The following is a 14,587-nucleotide window of genomic DNA, read 5'->3' on the forward strand; positions in this document are numbered from 1 at the left end:
TCAACAAGCGGATTCATATTGTCAACAATTCAAAACAAAAGGAAAAAACATGAGTAGCAACGCATGGCTGTTTTGGGCATTGGCATCGGCAGGCTTCGCCTCATTGACCGCCATCTTCGCCAAAATGGGTTTACAAGGAATAGATTCCGATTTTGCCACCTTTATCCGCACCTTGGTCATCCTCGCCGCTTTGGTCTTGTTTCTGACCTATACCGGCAAATGGCAGGGCGTGAACGGCTTTACCGGCCGCAACTGGACATTCCTCATCCTATCCGGCCTCGCTACCGGCGCATCCTGGCTCGCCTACTTCAAAGCCCTGCAACTGGGCAATGCCTCGCAAGTCGCTCCCGTCGACAAATTCAGCCTGGTCTTGGTCGCCCTGATGGCCGTCGTTTTCTTAGACGAACGCCCAAGTACACAGGAATGGATAGGTTTAGGCCTGGTAACCGCAGGCGTATTGACTTTGGCTTTGAAACGATAAAGATTGGGACATCAAAAAAGGCCGTCTGAAAAATTTCAGACGGCCTTTGCTTTACTTCAAACAATCAGCTCACAATTAATTTGAACCGACTTTGATTTTTTGCCACAAGCTGACAGACAGTTTTTTCGCATCTGCGCTCATTTGAGGCATCACGAAACCGTCTTTCATGTCTTGCTCGTTCGGGAAAATAGAGCGAGTGTTCACCAGCTCGGCAGGCATTTTTTCGCGTGCAGGTTTGCTGGCCGGTGCGAAGGTTACGGCAATACCGTTTTTCGCAGCCACTTCGGGATCAAGTGTGTAGTTGATGTATTTGTGGGCATTGACGATGTTTTTCGCATCGGCCGGAATCAGCCAAGATTCAATCCAGAAGCCCATGCCTTTCGGCGTCAACACTTCAATGCCGACGTTGTTTTTCACTTCTTCGGAACGCGCTTTGGCCAAGTTCAAGTCGCCGCCGTTACCTGCCGCCAAGCAGATATCGCCGCGCGCTAATTCATCAATGATGGAAGGGCTGAAACGTTTTACATCAGGACGGATAGACTTCAACACTTCCGCCGCCGCTTTCAAATCTTCAGGATTCGAGCCTTTAGGATCTTTACCCAAGTAGTTCAACAAGATTGGGAACATTTCGCTCGGTGTATCCCACAAAGCGATGCCGCAAGATTTCAGCTTGTTGGTGTATTCAGGTTTGAACAGCAAATCCCAGCCGTTTTCAGGCAATTGTCCGCCCAAAAGCTCCTTGCCCTTCGCCGTAATCGCAATCGTATTCACACCTGAGAAGTATGGAACGGCGTATTGATTGCCCGGGTCGGCGGTTTCCAACATCTTCAGCAATTCAGGATCGATGTTTTTGTAGTTCGGAATCAAGTCCTTATTGATTTTTTGGTATGCACCCGCCTCAATTTGACGCGGCAGGAAGGCAATACCGGGTACAACCAAGTCGTAGCCGGATTTGCCGGTCAGCATTTTGGCTTCCAGCGTTTCGTTGTTTTCATACAAATCGTAAGTCAGCTTCAAATTGTTGGCTTTTTTGAAGTCTTCGACTGTACTTTCGTCAACGTAGTTTGACCAATTGTAGATATTCAAAGTATCGGTGGCGGCTGCTTCGGCATTGGCAGCAGGCGCGCTGCCTGCTTGAGGTTGCTCGGCTTTTTTCTCGCCACCGCCGCAAGCGGCCAAAGACAATGCGGCCAATACGGCTAATACAGATTTTTTCATACGGGCAGATTCCTGATGAAAGAGTGGTTAATGTCAATAAATAAGAAACCCTGCACCCCATAAACACCCCGGCGCAGAGTTAGGCTATTGTAATGGAAACGTAAGCAAACGCAAAGCAATATCCATCTGATTTTTATTGAAATAAGGCAAAGCAACACCATCTTTTTACCAAAAGCGTTGCACCGGCTGTCGTTTTTGGGCAAAATACGGCTGATTTGCGCGCGTTTATAGAGAAAAAGCTTGCATACAAGGAAATCTGTCTTTAAAATTGCGCGTTTACAGAATTTATTTTTCAGGAGATATTCAATATGGCAAACAGCGCACAAGCCCGCAAACGTGCCCGCCAGTCGGTTAAACAACGCGCCCACAACGCCAGCCTGCGTACTGCATTCCGTACCGCTGTGAAAAAAGTGTTGAAAGCAGTTGAAGCCGGCGACAAAGCTGCTGCTCAAGCAGTTTACCAAGAATCCGTTAAAGTCATCGACCGCATCGCTGACAAAGGCGTATTCCACAAAAACAAAGCAGCCCGTCACAAAAGCCGTCTGTCTGCTAAAGTAAAAGCTTTGGCTTAATACTGACGCAAATGCCGAAAATCCTGACAATCAAAACAGGATGAATCGAGCTGATACGATGCCCCTGAGGTCCTGCCTTTCAGGGGCATTGCCGTATTCACAACCCAAACCGACTAAATAAACCTATTTACCTCTCATCAGGCCGTCTGAAAAATAACGGAAACTCTCATGAACAAGATGTTGAAACATTCCCTAAGTATCGGATTCATTGCCGCCGCCCCGCTGGCTGCCGCCGATACCGCCCTACACTGCACCACCATTCAAGACAACGCCACCCGTTTGGCGTGTTATGACAACATCTACTCGGCGCAACTCCCCCCTCAATCCCCACTACCGCAAGCACAAACCGAAACGGCCAAAACACCGGTTGACCTCGAAAAAAGCGTGCGCAAGAGCATTGAGAAAAAAGAAGCGGCCATTGTATTCGACAATCCTACCCACCCAAATATTTCAGACGACGTATTAAGCGAAACTGCCGACAGCTACACACCTCTAAGCCTGATGTACGATTTGGATAAAAACGACACGCGCGGCCTATTGAGCGTACGCGAACACAACCCTATGTACCTCATGCCTGTTTGGTACAACAGCAGCCCCAACTATTACCCGGAATCCCCCAGCCGCGGCGTAACCACGCAGGAAAAATTCAGCGAGCAAAAACGCCTCGAAACCAAAATGCAGGTTTCCTTCAAAAGCAAGATTGCCGAAGATTTATTCAAAACCCGTGCCGACGTATGGTTTGGCTACACCCAAAAATCCGACTGGCAAATCTTCAACCAAGGCCGCAAATCCGCTCCGTTCCGCAATACCGACTACGAGCCCGAAATCTTCATTACCCAACCCGTTAAAGCAGACCTGCCTTTCGGTGGCAAACTGCGTATGGTTGGCGCAGGTTTTGTTCACCAATCCAACGGTCAAAGCCGCCCGGAATCGCGATCATGGAACCGGGTTTACGCCATGGCAGGCATGGAATGGGGCAAGCTGACCATTATTCCTAGAGTTTGGATGCGCGCCTTCGACCAAAAAGGAGACGACGATGACAATCCGGACATCAACAAATACATGGGCTACGGCGACTTGAAAGTCCAATACCGCTTCAATGACAAACAAAATGTTTATTCCGTCCTGCGTTACAATCCAAAAAGCGGACGCGGCGCCGTTGAAGCGGCCTATACTTTCCCCATCAAAGGCAAACTCAAAGGCGTTGTCCGCGGTTTCCACGGCTATGGCGAAAGCCTGATTGACTACAACCACAAACAAAACGGCATCGGCTTCGGCCTGATGTTCAACGACTGGGACGGCATCTAAATGACCCCATATTGTTTCAGACGGCCTTCGCAATCAAGGCGGCCGTCTGAAACAATAAAACAAAACAAGCCATTCGTTTAAAATACTCGTTTCCTAACGTCCAAACGCGTATAATGCGAAGTTTGGGCAAAACTTGCCGGAATGAAACAAAGATGACAGAAGCCGCAGCCGAAAGCGGAAAAATCGCCAAGGCTTTAAAGAAATACCTGATTACAGGCGTGCTGGTTTGGTTACCGATTGCCGTAACCATTTGGGCGATGACCTACATCATATCCGCCGCCGACAGACTGATCAGCCTATTGCCGGAAAGCTGGCAGCCCCAGCATTTCTGGGGGTTCAACATTCCCGGCTTGGGCATCGTCGCCGCCACAGTCGTCTTGTTCGTTACCGGCGTATTTGCTGCCAACGTATTGGGCAGACGGATTCTCGGCGCATGGGACAGCCTTTTAGGACGCATTCCCGTCGTCAAATCCATCTACTCCAGCGTTAAAAAAGTTTCCGAATCCCTGCTCTCCGACAGCAGCCGCTCGTTCAAAACCCCCGTACTGGTTCCCTTTCCTCAACCGGGCATTTGGACGATAGCCTTTGTTTCCGGCCATATCCCCGATAAAATCAAAGGCAGCCTGCCGCAAGATGACGACTGTATTTCCGTTTACGTCCCAACCACGCCCAACCCGACCGGCGGCTATTACATCATGGTTAAAAAAAGCGACGTTCGCGAGCTGGACATGAGTGTGGATCAGGCATTGAAATATGTAATTTCACTGGGCATGGTCATGCCGGACGACTTGCCGGTTAAAGCCCTGCCCGCCCAAAAACCGTCTAAAGACGGTGATACCGAACATAACAATTAAGGTCTTCTTTTTTCAGACGGCCTTTCCTTCTTTTTCAAATTGAACAATATAAAAAGGTGATTTTATGCGTACCAACTATTGCGGCCTTATCAGCGAGCAATACTTAGACCAAACCGTTACCGTCAAAGGCTGGGTACACCGCCGACGCGACCACGGCGGTGTGATTTTTATCGACCTGCGCGACCGCGAAGGTATCGTCCAAGTCGTGATTGACCCTGACACTCCGGAAGCATTTGCCGCTGCCGACTCTTCCCGCAACGAATACGTTTTGAGCATTACCGGCCGCGTGCGCAACCGTCCTGAAGGTACGACCAACGACAAAATGATTTCCGGCAAAATCGAAATTCTCGCCAAAGAAATCGAAGTCTTGAACGCCGCCGCTACGCCTCCGTTCCAAATCGACGATGAAAACATCAGCGAAAACGTTCGCCTGACCAACCGCGTTATCGACTTGCGCCGTCCTACCATGCAACGCAACCTGCGCCTGCGTTACCAAGTGGCTATGGGCGTTCGCCGTTATCTGGATGCGCAAGGCTTCATCGACATCGAAACGCCGATGCTGACCCGCTCCACTCCAGAAGGCGCGCGCGACTACCTCGTACCAAGCCGCGTTCATCCGGGCGAATTCTTCGCTCTGCCGCAATCTCCACAATTGTTCAAACAATTGCTGATGGTTGCCGGTTTCGACCGTTACTACCAAATCACCAAATGTTTCCGTGACGAAGACTTGCGTGCCGACCGCCAACCTGAATTCACTCAAATCGACTTGGAAACCTCGTTCTTGAACGAGGATGAAATCATGGACATCACTGAAGGCATGGCCAAACAAGTCTTCAAAGATGCCTTGAACGTAGATTTGGGCGACTTCCCACGCATGCCTTACTCTGAAGCCATGTTCTACTACGGCTCTGACAAACCGGATATGCGCATCAACTTGAAATTCACCGAGTTGACCGACCTGATGAAAACGGAAGAATTTAAAGTTTTCCGTGGCGCAGCCGACATGAAAGGCGGCCGCGTAGTCGCTCTGCGCGTGCCGAACGGCGCGAAATTCAGCCGCAAAGAAATCGACGAATACACCAAATTTGTCGGCATCTACGGCGCGAAAGGTCTGGCCTACATCAAAGTGAACGATGTGAGCAACCTCTCCAACGGCGAAGACAGCGGCCTGCAATCTCCAATCGTCAAATTCCTGTCTGAAAACGCCCTGAAAGAAATCATCGCGCGTACCGGCGCGCAAAACGGCGACATCATCTTCTTCGGCGCAGACAAAGCCAAAGTCGTGAACGAAGCCATCGGTGCGCTGCGTATCAAAGTCGGCTTGGAACACGGCAAAGACAACGGCTACTTCGTAGACGAATGGAAACCTTTGTGGGTTGTCGATTTCCCAATGTTCGAATACGACGAAGAAGCCGACCGCTACGTTGCCGTACACCATCCGTTTACCGCGCCTAAAGAAGGTCATGAAGACCTGATGGTTTCCGATCCTGCAAACTGCCTGGCCCGTGCCTATGACATGGTATTGAACGGCTGGGAAATCGGCGGCGGCTCTATCCGTATCCACCGCGCAGACGTACAAGAGAAAGTGTTTGCCGCGCTGAAAATCAGCCCTGAAGAGCAACAAGAGAAATTCGGCTTCCTCTTGGATAACTTGAAATTCGGTGCACCTCCTCACGGCGGCCTTGCATTCGGCCTCGACCGTCTGGTTACCCTGATGACCGGTGCCGAGTCCATCCGCGACGTGATTGCCTTCCCGAAAACACAACGCGCCCAATGTCTGCTGACCAATGCGCCTAATGTGGTCGACGACAAACAGTTACGCGAGTTGAGCCTGCGTCTGCGTCAGAAAGCAGTTGAAACAAAAGAAGCATAATTTATCGGCTTAACCTTTAAAATATCAAGGCCGTCTGAAAAATTTGAAATTTCTTTCAAATTTTTCAGACGGCCTTTCTGTATTTTAGTCGTTTATATATAATCAACTTATAAACTGTTTTATTTTAAACGTTCACTTTAATGACGTTAGAGTATAAAAAACAACCGTTTGTAAGAAAAACAAACAAATAAGCTCCACAAGCACTATCATGACTGTTACAACAATAAAGGAACCCAACAATGTTTCTAATACTGACGGGGCTGATACTGACTTTTTTTGTTTTGTTGTTTATTATTACTTCAATTATTCATAAAAAACAGTTTGCCTATAACACGCACCAAGACTATAACTATCCCTCCCTTCCCTCTACCGCGCATGCAACCCTCAAAGGCGGCAGCCTGACCTTGCCCGCCACTGTCAGCGGACGGGATACCGTCATTGCCAAAATCCGCATCAAGTCCAACTGGATGGGACTGCTGTTCTTGCCTTTTGTCGAAACCATTTCATCCAAAGGCAAATGGAAGCAATATTTCGAATACGGTGCAAAAGGCGTGCGCTATATCAATCTGAGCGACACCTTCTCCGACAGCGACAAAACCGTCCGTTTGGAAGGCAAATACCTGACTTTGGCCGATCAAGAAATCGAACTCTCTGTTTATCCGCGTGAAAACCTCGACGGCAAAAAAATCCTTGTCCTCGCGCCCCATGCCGACGATGCCGAACTCAGCGCATACGGTTTGTACGAAAAACACGCCGCCAATTCAATGATCTGCACTTTAACCGCCAGCGAAGGCGGCAGCTTCCACTATGGCAACCTTTACGGCCAATGCGACTGCGACACTCAGGCCCAATATCTGCAAAAAGGCCGGATGCGCGTTTGGAACAGCCTGACCGTCCCCCTTTTGGCCGGCGTGCCGTCTGAACACATCCTGCAACTGGGCTACTTCGACAGCACATTGACCGCCATGCGCCAAAATCCGGAAAAAGAGATTAAATCGACCAAAATCGATACGGCCGACGTCGATATTTTCCGCCATGCCAACACCTCCCCATTGGCGCAACAACTCAAGCCCGGCTCAACCTGGAACAGCTTGGTAGACAATCTCGGCTATCTGATAGAAACATTCCAGCCGGACATTATCGTGTCGCCTTCACCCAATATTGACACGCATCCCGACCACCAACACACAACGCTCGCCGCCATCGAAGCCCTGCGTAAAATCGATTACCGCCGCGGCAATCTGTTTTTGCACACCATCCATTATCTGAGCGACGACTTCCCAATCGGCAAAGTAGGCTCTTCCCTCAGCCTGCCGCCGCTTGCCGAACAGCCGTTTTACTTCCAAAGCATCTATTCCCATCCTTTGGACAAAGAGGAACAAAACCGCAAACTCCTCGCCCTTGATGCCATGAACGACATCCGCCCCAATTCAGACGGCTATATGCGTTGGAACACCATGATATTCAAAGGCCTAAACAAACTGCGGCACCACATCCTCCACATCGACAAAGACTTGGTCAACCGCTTTGTCCGCAGCAACGAATTCTTCTATAGCGTCCCCATTACCGACCTGTACCAAGAAGAGACGCTGAAAAAAATCACCTATCAGGGCAAAGCCCAATAAACCATAAAGGCCGTCTGAAAAGATGTTTCAGACGGCCTTTATCACATCCAATCAAAACAACAAAATCACCGCATTACAAACGAAAAACACCAAGCCCAAATCCAAACGCGACAACCCAAGTTATAATAAAACCCTTCCCATACGCCCCACATCATCATGCCGATTTACTTCATCGCCGATTTGCACCTGAGCGAATCTCATCCTCAGCTGACCGCACTCTTCCAAAAATTTATCCAAGAAAAAGCCGTCCATGCCCAAGCCGTATACATTCTTGGCGACCTTTTCGATTTTTGGATCGGCGATGACGAAAACAGCCCTTTGGTTCAAACCATCAAGCAAACCATCCGTAGCCTGACCGAGCGCGGCGTCGCCTGCTATTTTATCCATGGCAACCGCGACTTCCTCATCGGTAAAACCTTCGCCCGCGATACCGACATGACCTTACTGCCAGAGTACGCCGTGATCGACCTGTTCGGCACACCCACCCTACTCTGTCACGGCGACACTCTCTGCACCGATGACCATTCTTATCAAAAATTCCGTCGTACCGTCCATCAAAAATGGCTGCAACGCCTGTTCCTGCTTTTGCCACTCACACTCCGGCTGAACATCGCCACCAAAATCCGCAAGCAGAGCAAACAGGACAAACAATACAAAAACGCCGACATTATGGACGTCAATCCGGCCTTTACCCACGAAACCGTCCAACGCTTCCACACACCCCTGCTCATCCACGGCCATACCCACCGCGAAAACATCCATCGCAACGCCGATTACACCCGCATCGTACTCGGCGACTGGCGCGACAATTACGCCTCCATTCTCGAAGTCGATGCCGAAGGCTACCGTTTTATTGCCTTATAAAACATCAGGCCGTCTGAAAACCGGTTTCCCGATTGTTCAGACGGCCTGACTGACAAACATCCTCAAACGGTTTACGCAAACCAACCGCGTATCCGCTCCAAACCACCAAAGCGCACACACGCATCCGCATTCGCTTCAGTTTTCGGTTTCGCCCGATAAGCAATGCCGAATCCCGCTTCCCGTATCATCGGAATATCGTTCGCACCATCGCCCATCGCCACCACCTGCCACGGAGCCAAACCCAGACGCTCACGGTATTCGCGCAACAAATCCGCCTTAGCCTGTGCATCGATAATCCGCCCTTTCAGACGGCCTGTCAGCTTGCCGTTTTCCACTTCCAACACATTCGCAAAATGGAAATCCAAGCCCAAACGCCGTTTCAGGCGTTCCGTAAAAAACGTAAATCCGCCCGACACCAGCATAAACTTCACATCATTCTGTTTACACGCTTCTAATAAAAATTCCGCGCCCGGCGACAGCTGCAACACATTCTCGTACACCTCTTCCAACACGCGCTCGTCCAAACCGGCCAGCAAGGCCACACGCTTGCGCAAAGACTGCTCAAAGTCCAGCTCGCCGCGCATCGACTGCTCCGTAATCTTGGCCACCTCATCCTTCAGCCCGACACCGGCCGCAATCTCATCCACACACTCAATCGTAATCAGCGTCGAATCCATATCGCTGACAATCAGCCCCAAATCGGCAAAAGCCACATCCGGCAACACCGCTCCATCTATCTGCTGCGCAATCAACGCCGCACGCATCCCGTCCGTCAATTCAAAATCATCATCAACCGGCACACGCAACACCGACTTCCCTGATGGCGCAGACACCAAACCGCCAAACGCCGACCAGTCGCACGCGCCCAAATCCCCATGTTGCAACACCAAAACCTTCTTCATCTCTTTCTCCTCATACCCCAAAACCCTTACAAACCACATTCAGCCTAAAACCCCGAAACCGTATTTTTGCGAATGCCTTAAAAAACCAAAACAGCATTATAGCCGAACAACCCCGGCAATTTTCAGACGGCCTGGAAACAAATTCAGCTCGAGCTGTCAATACCAATATTTACATCAACAAACCAAGCAATTACTCAAAAATTTGATTTGGGACAAGCTGTTTGAAAAACTTTGCAAGCAACAGATAACTTTCTGTTGATTTTTTTCACCGTTTCGATATAGTTATTTATGGCTAGTTTGGCACTATCCCTTATATCTAGCTTTCATTGCATTACCACCTCCATTCGTTGCCAACGGCTCCCTTTCCGGTGGCAACCTTTTTTTGACCCGATGGTTTGGCAAAATCGAAATTAAATCAAATAAAATGATTCGGGGACTTATATTTAATTTTAAAAAAAACGGCTTATAAAAAACAACGACTCAATTTAAACAGATATTGCTGCCAATATTTAAAAACAAACAGACTTTTCTTGATCAAGGATCTCATCAAATGCATCATTCTGAAAAACTATTCAAACTGAGCACACTTGCCCTCTGCCTTGCCGCACTGCCGCAAGCCGTTAACGCTGCGGAAGAAGTGCAACAGGTGGAATTAAAGCAGGTCAATGTGGTCGGCAAAAACCGCAGCCTGCGTACCGAAAATCGAAATGACTATACGACTTCGGCTATGAGTTCTACCACAGGACTGGCATTGACTCCGCGCGAGACGCCGCAATCCGTCAGCGTTATTACAAAAAATCAAATTAACGATCAAGGTATTACTACGCTGGCAGATGCGTTGAAAACAACGACTGGCGTAAATGTCGTTCGCCAAGGGAACCGCACCCATTTCCAAAGCCGCGGATTCTATATTGAAAAATTGGAAGAAGACGGCATGGCCACCACTATTGGCGCGCCGGGCATATTTGGCAGCCCTGTCAGAGACGGGCACAACATCACCGACCTTGCCATGTATGACCACATTGAAGTTGTGCGCGGTGCGGCCGGGCTGACCCAATCCAACAGTGCGCCCGGCGGTACCATTAATGCCGTACGCAAAAAACCGACGGCTAAAAAACAAATCAGTATGAATGGTTTAGCCGACCGTTTCGGCAAACGGCATATCGAATTGGATGCCTCGGGCACTTTAAGCTCAGAAAACCAACTCCGCGGGCGTATTGTCGGCAGTTTTGATCATGACAAAACCTTTCAGGATAAAGTGAAAGGGCAAAACAGCCTTCTTTACGGCATTTTGGAAAAAGACATCGGAGAAAACAGCAAGGTTTCTGTCGGCGCGTACCGTATCGCCCAGCGCAACACCCCCAATCTCAACGGCTTACCTTTATGGGAAGATGGAAGCAGTCTGCCGCGCGACAGCTATTTCGGTGCCGATTGGAATCATGGGCGATTCATCAAAAACGGTGTTTTTGCAGAATTTGACCACTACTTCAACGACAACTGGAAATGGAACAGCAAAATCGATTGGCGAAACAGCCACTCCGACCAAAGGTATGCTTTCTTAATGGCAGACAAAAGCGGGTTGAAAGCCAATCAATCCATCGGTATTGAAGACCAACAGGCTTTCCGCTATCAGCACGACAGCAAACATCTGCATATTCAAAACAACCTGCGCGGCAAGTTTGAAGCGTTGGGTCAAACCCACGACATCTTCCTGACTCATAATTATTCGAAAGAGCGCAATAACCTGCACCATACCCGTATGCAGGCAACCGGCAGCTACGATCCATTTTCTGCCGTTATCCCCCAGCCGGACTGGGCTGCAGAACCATACAGCATCATGGACAGCGACAACCACTTCTATACGCACGCCCTTGCAGCAGGTACCCGCATCAATCCTACGGAAAAACTGCATCTGTTGGCAGGCGGGCGCTATACCCATTGGAAACGCGACTTCGATTACAACTGGTCCCGTTATGCAGGTGCTCCGGACAATGATGCAAAAACCTATTCGGTCAAAAACAACAAATTCATTCCATACATCGGCATCACTTACGATTTCATGCCGGGGCAAAGCCTCTATGCAAGCTATACATCCATCTACAAACCGACTCTGAAAACAAATGCAGACAACAGCTATCTCGCGCCTGAAGTCGGTAAAAACTACGAATTTGGTTGGAAAGGCGAATGGATGCAGAGCAAACTCAATACGGCCGTTTCCCTGTTCCAAACTGATAACACCAACGTCGGCGTGCGTGTCAACGTTCCGGCCAGCGGCAACAGGAAACAGACTTTCTACTACGTTCCCGCAAAAGAACGTAGCCGCGGTGTAGATGCAGAAATTTCCGGAGCAATCGGCGCAAATTGGAAGCTGTTTGCCGGCTATACCTACAATATCCGCAAAACAGAAAACCATCCCCATACCGAGGGCGATTTTGCCAACTGGACCCCAAAACACATTCTCCGCGCTTACAGCAGCTATACGCCGCCGTTTGCAAGCGGTAAGTTAAGTATCGGTATAGGCTTGTCCAGTCAAAGCAAAACCGGCAGCAAGCTGCCCCAAGGCGGCTATACCGTTTGGAATGCCGGTTTGCAATACCGTCCGACCGACAATTTGCAACTGGGGCTGGCAGTCAACAACCTGACCGACAAACGCTACTATGAAAACAACAGCAACCGTACAAAAAACTACGGCAACTTCTACGGCGAACCGCGCAACGCCGTGTTCAGCCTGAAGTGGAAGATGTAAATAGCAGCATAGCAAGCACGGGTTGACCGCTCATTTTTTAAAAGCATAAACCAACTATTGCTGATAAAAAGGCCGTCTGAAAGTACAATTTCACTTTCAGACGGCCATTCGCACGCATTCTCAAGCATTATGAAAACACTCAAAAAATTCTTTTACCTCGCCCGTCCTTTCTGGTCGGGGGCGCACGGCCGCCTCCAATGGCTGATGCTCGCCGTCCTCATCGGCTTTACCCTTTGCTCCATCACCATCAGCGTTTGGATCGCCGCGTGGGACAAACGTTTCTACGACGCGCTGGCCGCATTTGACGGCGCGTCCATGCCCGCGCTCATCGTCGAATACCTCGGCTACATGGCGATGATCATCGGCTGCATCGTTTGCGGCGACTGGCTGCAAAAACGCCTCATCTTCCGCTGGCGCACCCACCTGACCGAGCAATTCCAAACAAACTGGCTCGAAGGCCACAAACACTACCGCCTGCGCCTGACAGGCGAACCAGACAACCCCGACCAGCGTATCGCCGAAGACATCTACCTGCTTGCCGACAAAAGCATCGGCCTCTTTCGCTCCTTCATCAACAACGTTGCCAAATTCAGCGCGTTCGTCGCCGTACTGTGGACGCTCTCCGGCGTGCAGACCTTCAACATCGGCGGACACAACATCACCATACACGGCTACCTCGTCTGGGTTGCCCTGATTTATTCCATCTTCAGCACCGTCATCGCCCACCTTGTCGGCCGCAAACTGAAAAACCTCAATATCGACCGCCAGCACCGCGAAGCCGACTACCGCGCCGCCCTCCTGCGCGTGCGCGACCATGCCGAACAAATCGCCTTCTACAACGGCGGCGAAGCGGAAACAGGCCGTCTGAAACAACGTTACCTCCGCATCCGCGACAACTGGCGGCGACTGACCAACTGCGAATTCCGCCAAGAAACCTTCTGGGCGACCTATGTCCGCATCAGCATCTTCATCCCCATCCTCGCCACCCTGCCCATGTACCTCGCCAAAACCATGACCTTCGGCGACATGATGCAGACGCGCACATCGTTTGCCCGCGTCCAAGACAGCTTCGGCTGGTTTACCGACTCCTACCGTCGCCTGATTGAATGGGCGGCAGTCATCGAGCGGCTTTCCGGTTTTCAGACGGCCTTAGAACAAGCAGAACACAAAAGCACCGTCCTTCAACCACACCAAGCAGATTTGCCGCATCATCACGGCAAGGCAGTCCTGCAAAACCTTACCGTCCACACCCAAACCGGCACCCCCCTGCTCTCCGGCATCAACCTTGAAGCCCATGCCCCAGAATGGCTATTGCTCGAAGGCAAAAGCGGCATCGGTAAATCCACGCTGTTGCGCGTGCTGGCCGGTTTATGGCCGTATTATCAAGGCAGTTTTTCACTCGAAGGCAGCCGCCTGTTTTTCCCGCAACGCCCTTACCTGCCTACCGATACCCTGCGTCAAACCGTCAGCTACCCTTACTCAGCCTGCCAAGACGACCATTTGATTCAAACCGTTTTGGAACAAGTCGGCCTAAACAGCCCCACGGGTAGGCTGCACACGTTGATCAACGATTTGGACACCCCATACGAATGGCACGGCATCCTCTCCGGCGGCGAACAGCAACGCCTTAGCCTCGCACGCGCACTGCTGCACAAACCGCAAATCCTGTTCCTCGACGAAGCCACCAACCAGCTTGATGACGAATCCGCCCTGATGTTGATGCAGACCCTCAAACAATATTTGCCCGACACTTTGGTCATCGGCATCAGCCACCAACCCAAGATTCAAACCCTGTTTGATAGTTCGCTGAATTTGAATGAAAAAATTATTTAAACGTTAAAATGTGCAAAACGCTTGCTTTCCATCCTAACAAGGGATATAGTACCAAGTAACTAGTTCTTATTGATGAGAGCTACTCCTTGGATACTTGCCTCCGGTCCTCCAACCCGGGGGCATTTTTTTACATTTTTATTGTGTGTTCGTATGGATAGGATAAAGACGAAACACCCACCACAAATCAAACCGCAAACTGCGTTTTCCAAACACCCAGGCCGTCTGAAACCCGCTCTCGAATATTATTCATTCCATATTTCAGACGGCCTGAGACCTTTGCAAAATTCCTTTCCTTCCGACAGCCGAGATCC

Annotated in this window: 11 protein-coding genes; 9 read left to right on the forward strand and 2 right to left on the reverse strand. The window is 50.1% G+C overall.

The window, feature by feature from the left end; translation table 11 throughout:
• Positions 1-49: 49 nt before the first annotated feature.
• On the forward strand, positions 50-481 hold the full coding sequence (locus RRV97_RS07625) for an EamA family transporter (RefSeq protein WP_003680126.1): 432 nt from the start codon (positions 50-52) through the stop codon (positions 479-481).
• Between the two features lie 75 nt (positions 482-556).
• Here the strand turns inward: RRV97_RS07625 and RRV97_RS07630 are convergent, their stop codons facing one another.
• On the reverse strand, positions 557-1,699 hold the full coding sequence (locus tag RRV97_RS07630) for an extracellular solute-binding protein (protein WP_315611176.1): 1,143 nt from the start codon (positions 1,697-1,699) through the stop codon (positions 557-559).
• 308 nt (positions 1,700-2,007) lie between these two features.
• Here RRV97_RS07630 and rpsT point away from each other — a divergent pair, with 308 nt between their 5' ends.
• The 6 genes from rpsT (at position 2,008) to lpxH (ending at position 8,795) form a co-directional block, all read left to right on the forward strand.
• The gene (rpsT, locus tag RRV97_RS07635; protein ID WP_002212556.1) at positions 2,008-2,271 is read left to right on the forward strand and encodes a 30S ribosomal protein S20; all 264 of its coding nucleotides are present in this window, start codon (positions 2,008-2,010) and stop codon (positions 2,269-2,271) included.
• Between the two features lie 168 nt (positions 2,272-2,439).
• Entirely contained in the window at positions 2,440-3,579 is a 1,140-nt protein-coding gene (locus tag RRV97_RS07640) for a phospholipase A (protein WP_315611177.1), read from the forward strand.
• Between the two features lie 152 nt (positions 3,580-3,731).
• Positions 3,732-4,433 carry a DUF502 domain-containing protein gene (locus tag RRV97_RS07645; protein WP_315611178.1) on the forward strand — a complete coding sequence of 234 codons (702 nt, stop codon included), beginning with the start codon at positions 3,732-3,734 and terminating at the stop codon, positions 4,431-4,433.
• 64 nt (positions 4,434-4,497) lie between these two features.
• Entirely contained in the window at positions 4,498-6,306 is a 1,809-nt protein-coding gene (gene aspS, locus RRV97_RS07650) for an aspartate--tRNA ligase (RefSeq protein WP_070625059.1), read from the forward strand.
• Between the two features lie 239 nt (positions 6,307-6,545).
• Positions 6,546-7,931 (forward strand): PIG-L deacetylase family protein, encoded by a 1,386-nt coding sequence (locus RRV97_RS07655; RefSeq protein ID WP_003748388.1) that lies wholly within the window; start codon positions 6,546-6,548, stop codon positions 7,929-7,931.
• A 153-nt stretch (positions 7,932-8,084) separates the two neighbouring features.
• Positions 8,085-8,795, forward strand: a complete 711-nt coding sequence (gene lpxH, locus RRV97_RS07660) for a UDP-2,3-diacylglucosamine diphosphatase (RefSeq protein ID WP_410505887.1) — start codon at positions 8,085-8,087, stop codon at positions 8,793-8,795.
• 71 nt (positions 8,796-8,866) lie between these two features.
• On the opposite strand, the gene serB is transcribed toward lpxH, so the two are convergent.
• Positions 8,867-9,697 carry a phosphoserine phosphatase SerB gene (gene serB, locus RRV97_RS07665; protein WP_003748382.1) on the reverse strand — a complete coding sequence of 277 codons (831 nt, stop codon included), beginning with the start codon at positions 9,695-9,697 and terminating at the stop codon, positions 8,867-8,869.
• Between the two features lie 550 nt (positions 9,698-10,247).
• Between serB and RRV97_RS07670 the strand changes: the two genes are divergently transcribed.
• The gene (locus RRV97_RS07670; RefSeq protein WP_315611180.1) at positions 10,248-12,443 is read left to right on the forward strand and encodes a TonB-dependent siderophore receptor; all 2,196 of its coding nucleotides are present in this window, start codon (positions 10,248-10,250) and stop codon (positions 12,441-12,443) included.
• A gap of 129 nt (positions 12,444-12,572) precedes the next feature.
• Complete coding sequence (locus tag RRV97_RS07675; protein ID WP_315611181.1) at positions 12,573-14,276, forward strand: ABC transporter ATP-binding protein/permease; 1,704 nt, start codon at positions 12,573-12,575, stop codon at positions 14,274-14,276.
• Positions 14,277-14,587 lie beyond the last annotated feature (311 nt).

This window comes from Neisseria sp. DTU_2021_1001991_1_SI_NGA_ILE_055 (assembly GCF_032342915.1).
Taxonomy (GTDB): Bacteria; Pseudomonadota; Gammaproteobacteria; order Burkholderiales; family Neisseriaceae; genus Neisseria.

What these genes read in the sequence shown, in the direction of transcription:
- RRV97_RS07625 (WP_003680126.1), top strand. Translation starts at nt 50, where the DNA reads ATGAGTAGCAACGCATGGCTGTTTTGGGCATTGGCATCGGCAGGCTTC.
- RRV97_RS07670 (WP_315611180.1), top strand. Translation starts at nt 10,248, where the DNA reads ATGCATCATTCTGAAAAACTATTCAAACTGAGCACACTTGCCCTCTGC.
- rpsT (WP_002212556.1), top strand. Translation starts at nt 2,008, where the DNA reads ATGGCAAACAGCGCACAAGCCCGCAAACGTGCCCGCCAGTCGGTTAAA.
- RRV97_RS07655 (WP_003748388.1), top strand. Translation starts at nt 6,546, where the DNA reads ATGTTTCTAATACTGACGGGGCTGATACTGACTTTTTTTGTTTTGTTG.
- RRV97_RS07645 (WP_315611178.1), top strand. Translation starts at nt 3,732, where the DNA reads ATGACAGAAGCCGCAGCCGAAAGCGGAAAAATCGCCAAGGCTTTAAAG.
- serB (WP_003748382.1), bottom strand. Translation starts at nt 9,697, where the DNA reads ATGAAGAAGGTTTTGGTGTTGCAACATGGGGATTTGGGCGCGTGCGAC.
- RRV97_RS07640 (WP_315611177.1), top strand. Translation starts at nt 2,440, where the DNA reads ATGAACAAGATGTTGAAACATTCCCTAAGTATCGGATTCATTGCCGCC.
- RRV97_RS07675 (WP_315611181.1), top strand. Translation starts at nt 12,573, where the DNA reads ATGAAAACACTCAAAAAATTCTTTTACCTCGCCCGTCCTTTCTGGTCG.
- RRV97_RS07630 (WP_315611176.1), bottom strand. Translation starts at nt 1,699, where the DNA reads ATGAAAAAATCTGTATTAGCCGTATTGGCCGCATTGTCTTTGGCCGCT.
- aspS (WP_070625059.1), top strand. Translation starts at nt 4,498, where the DNA reads ATGCGTACCAACTATTGCGGCCTTATCAGCGAGCAATACTTAGACCAA.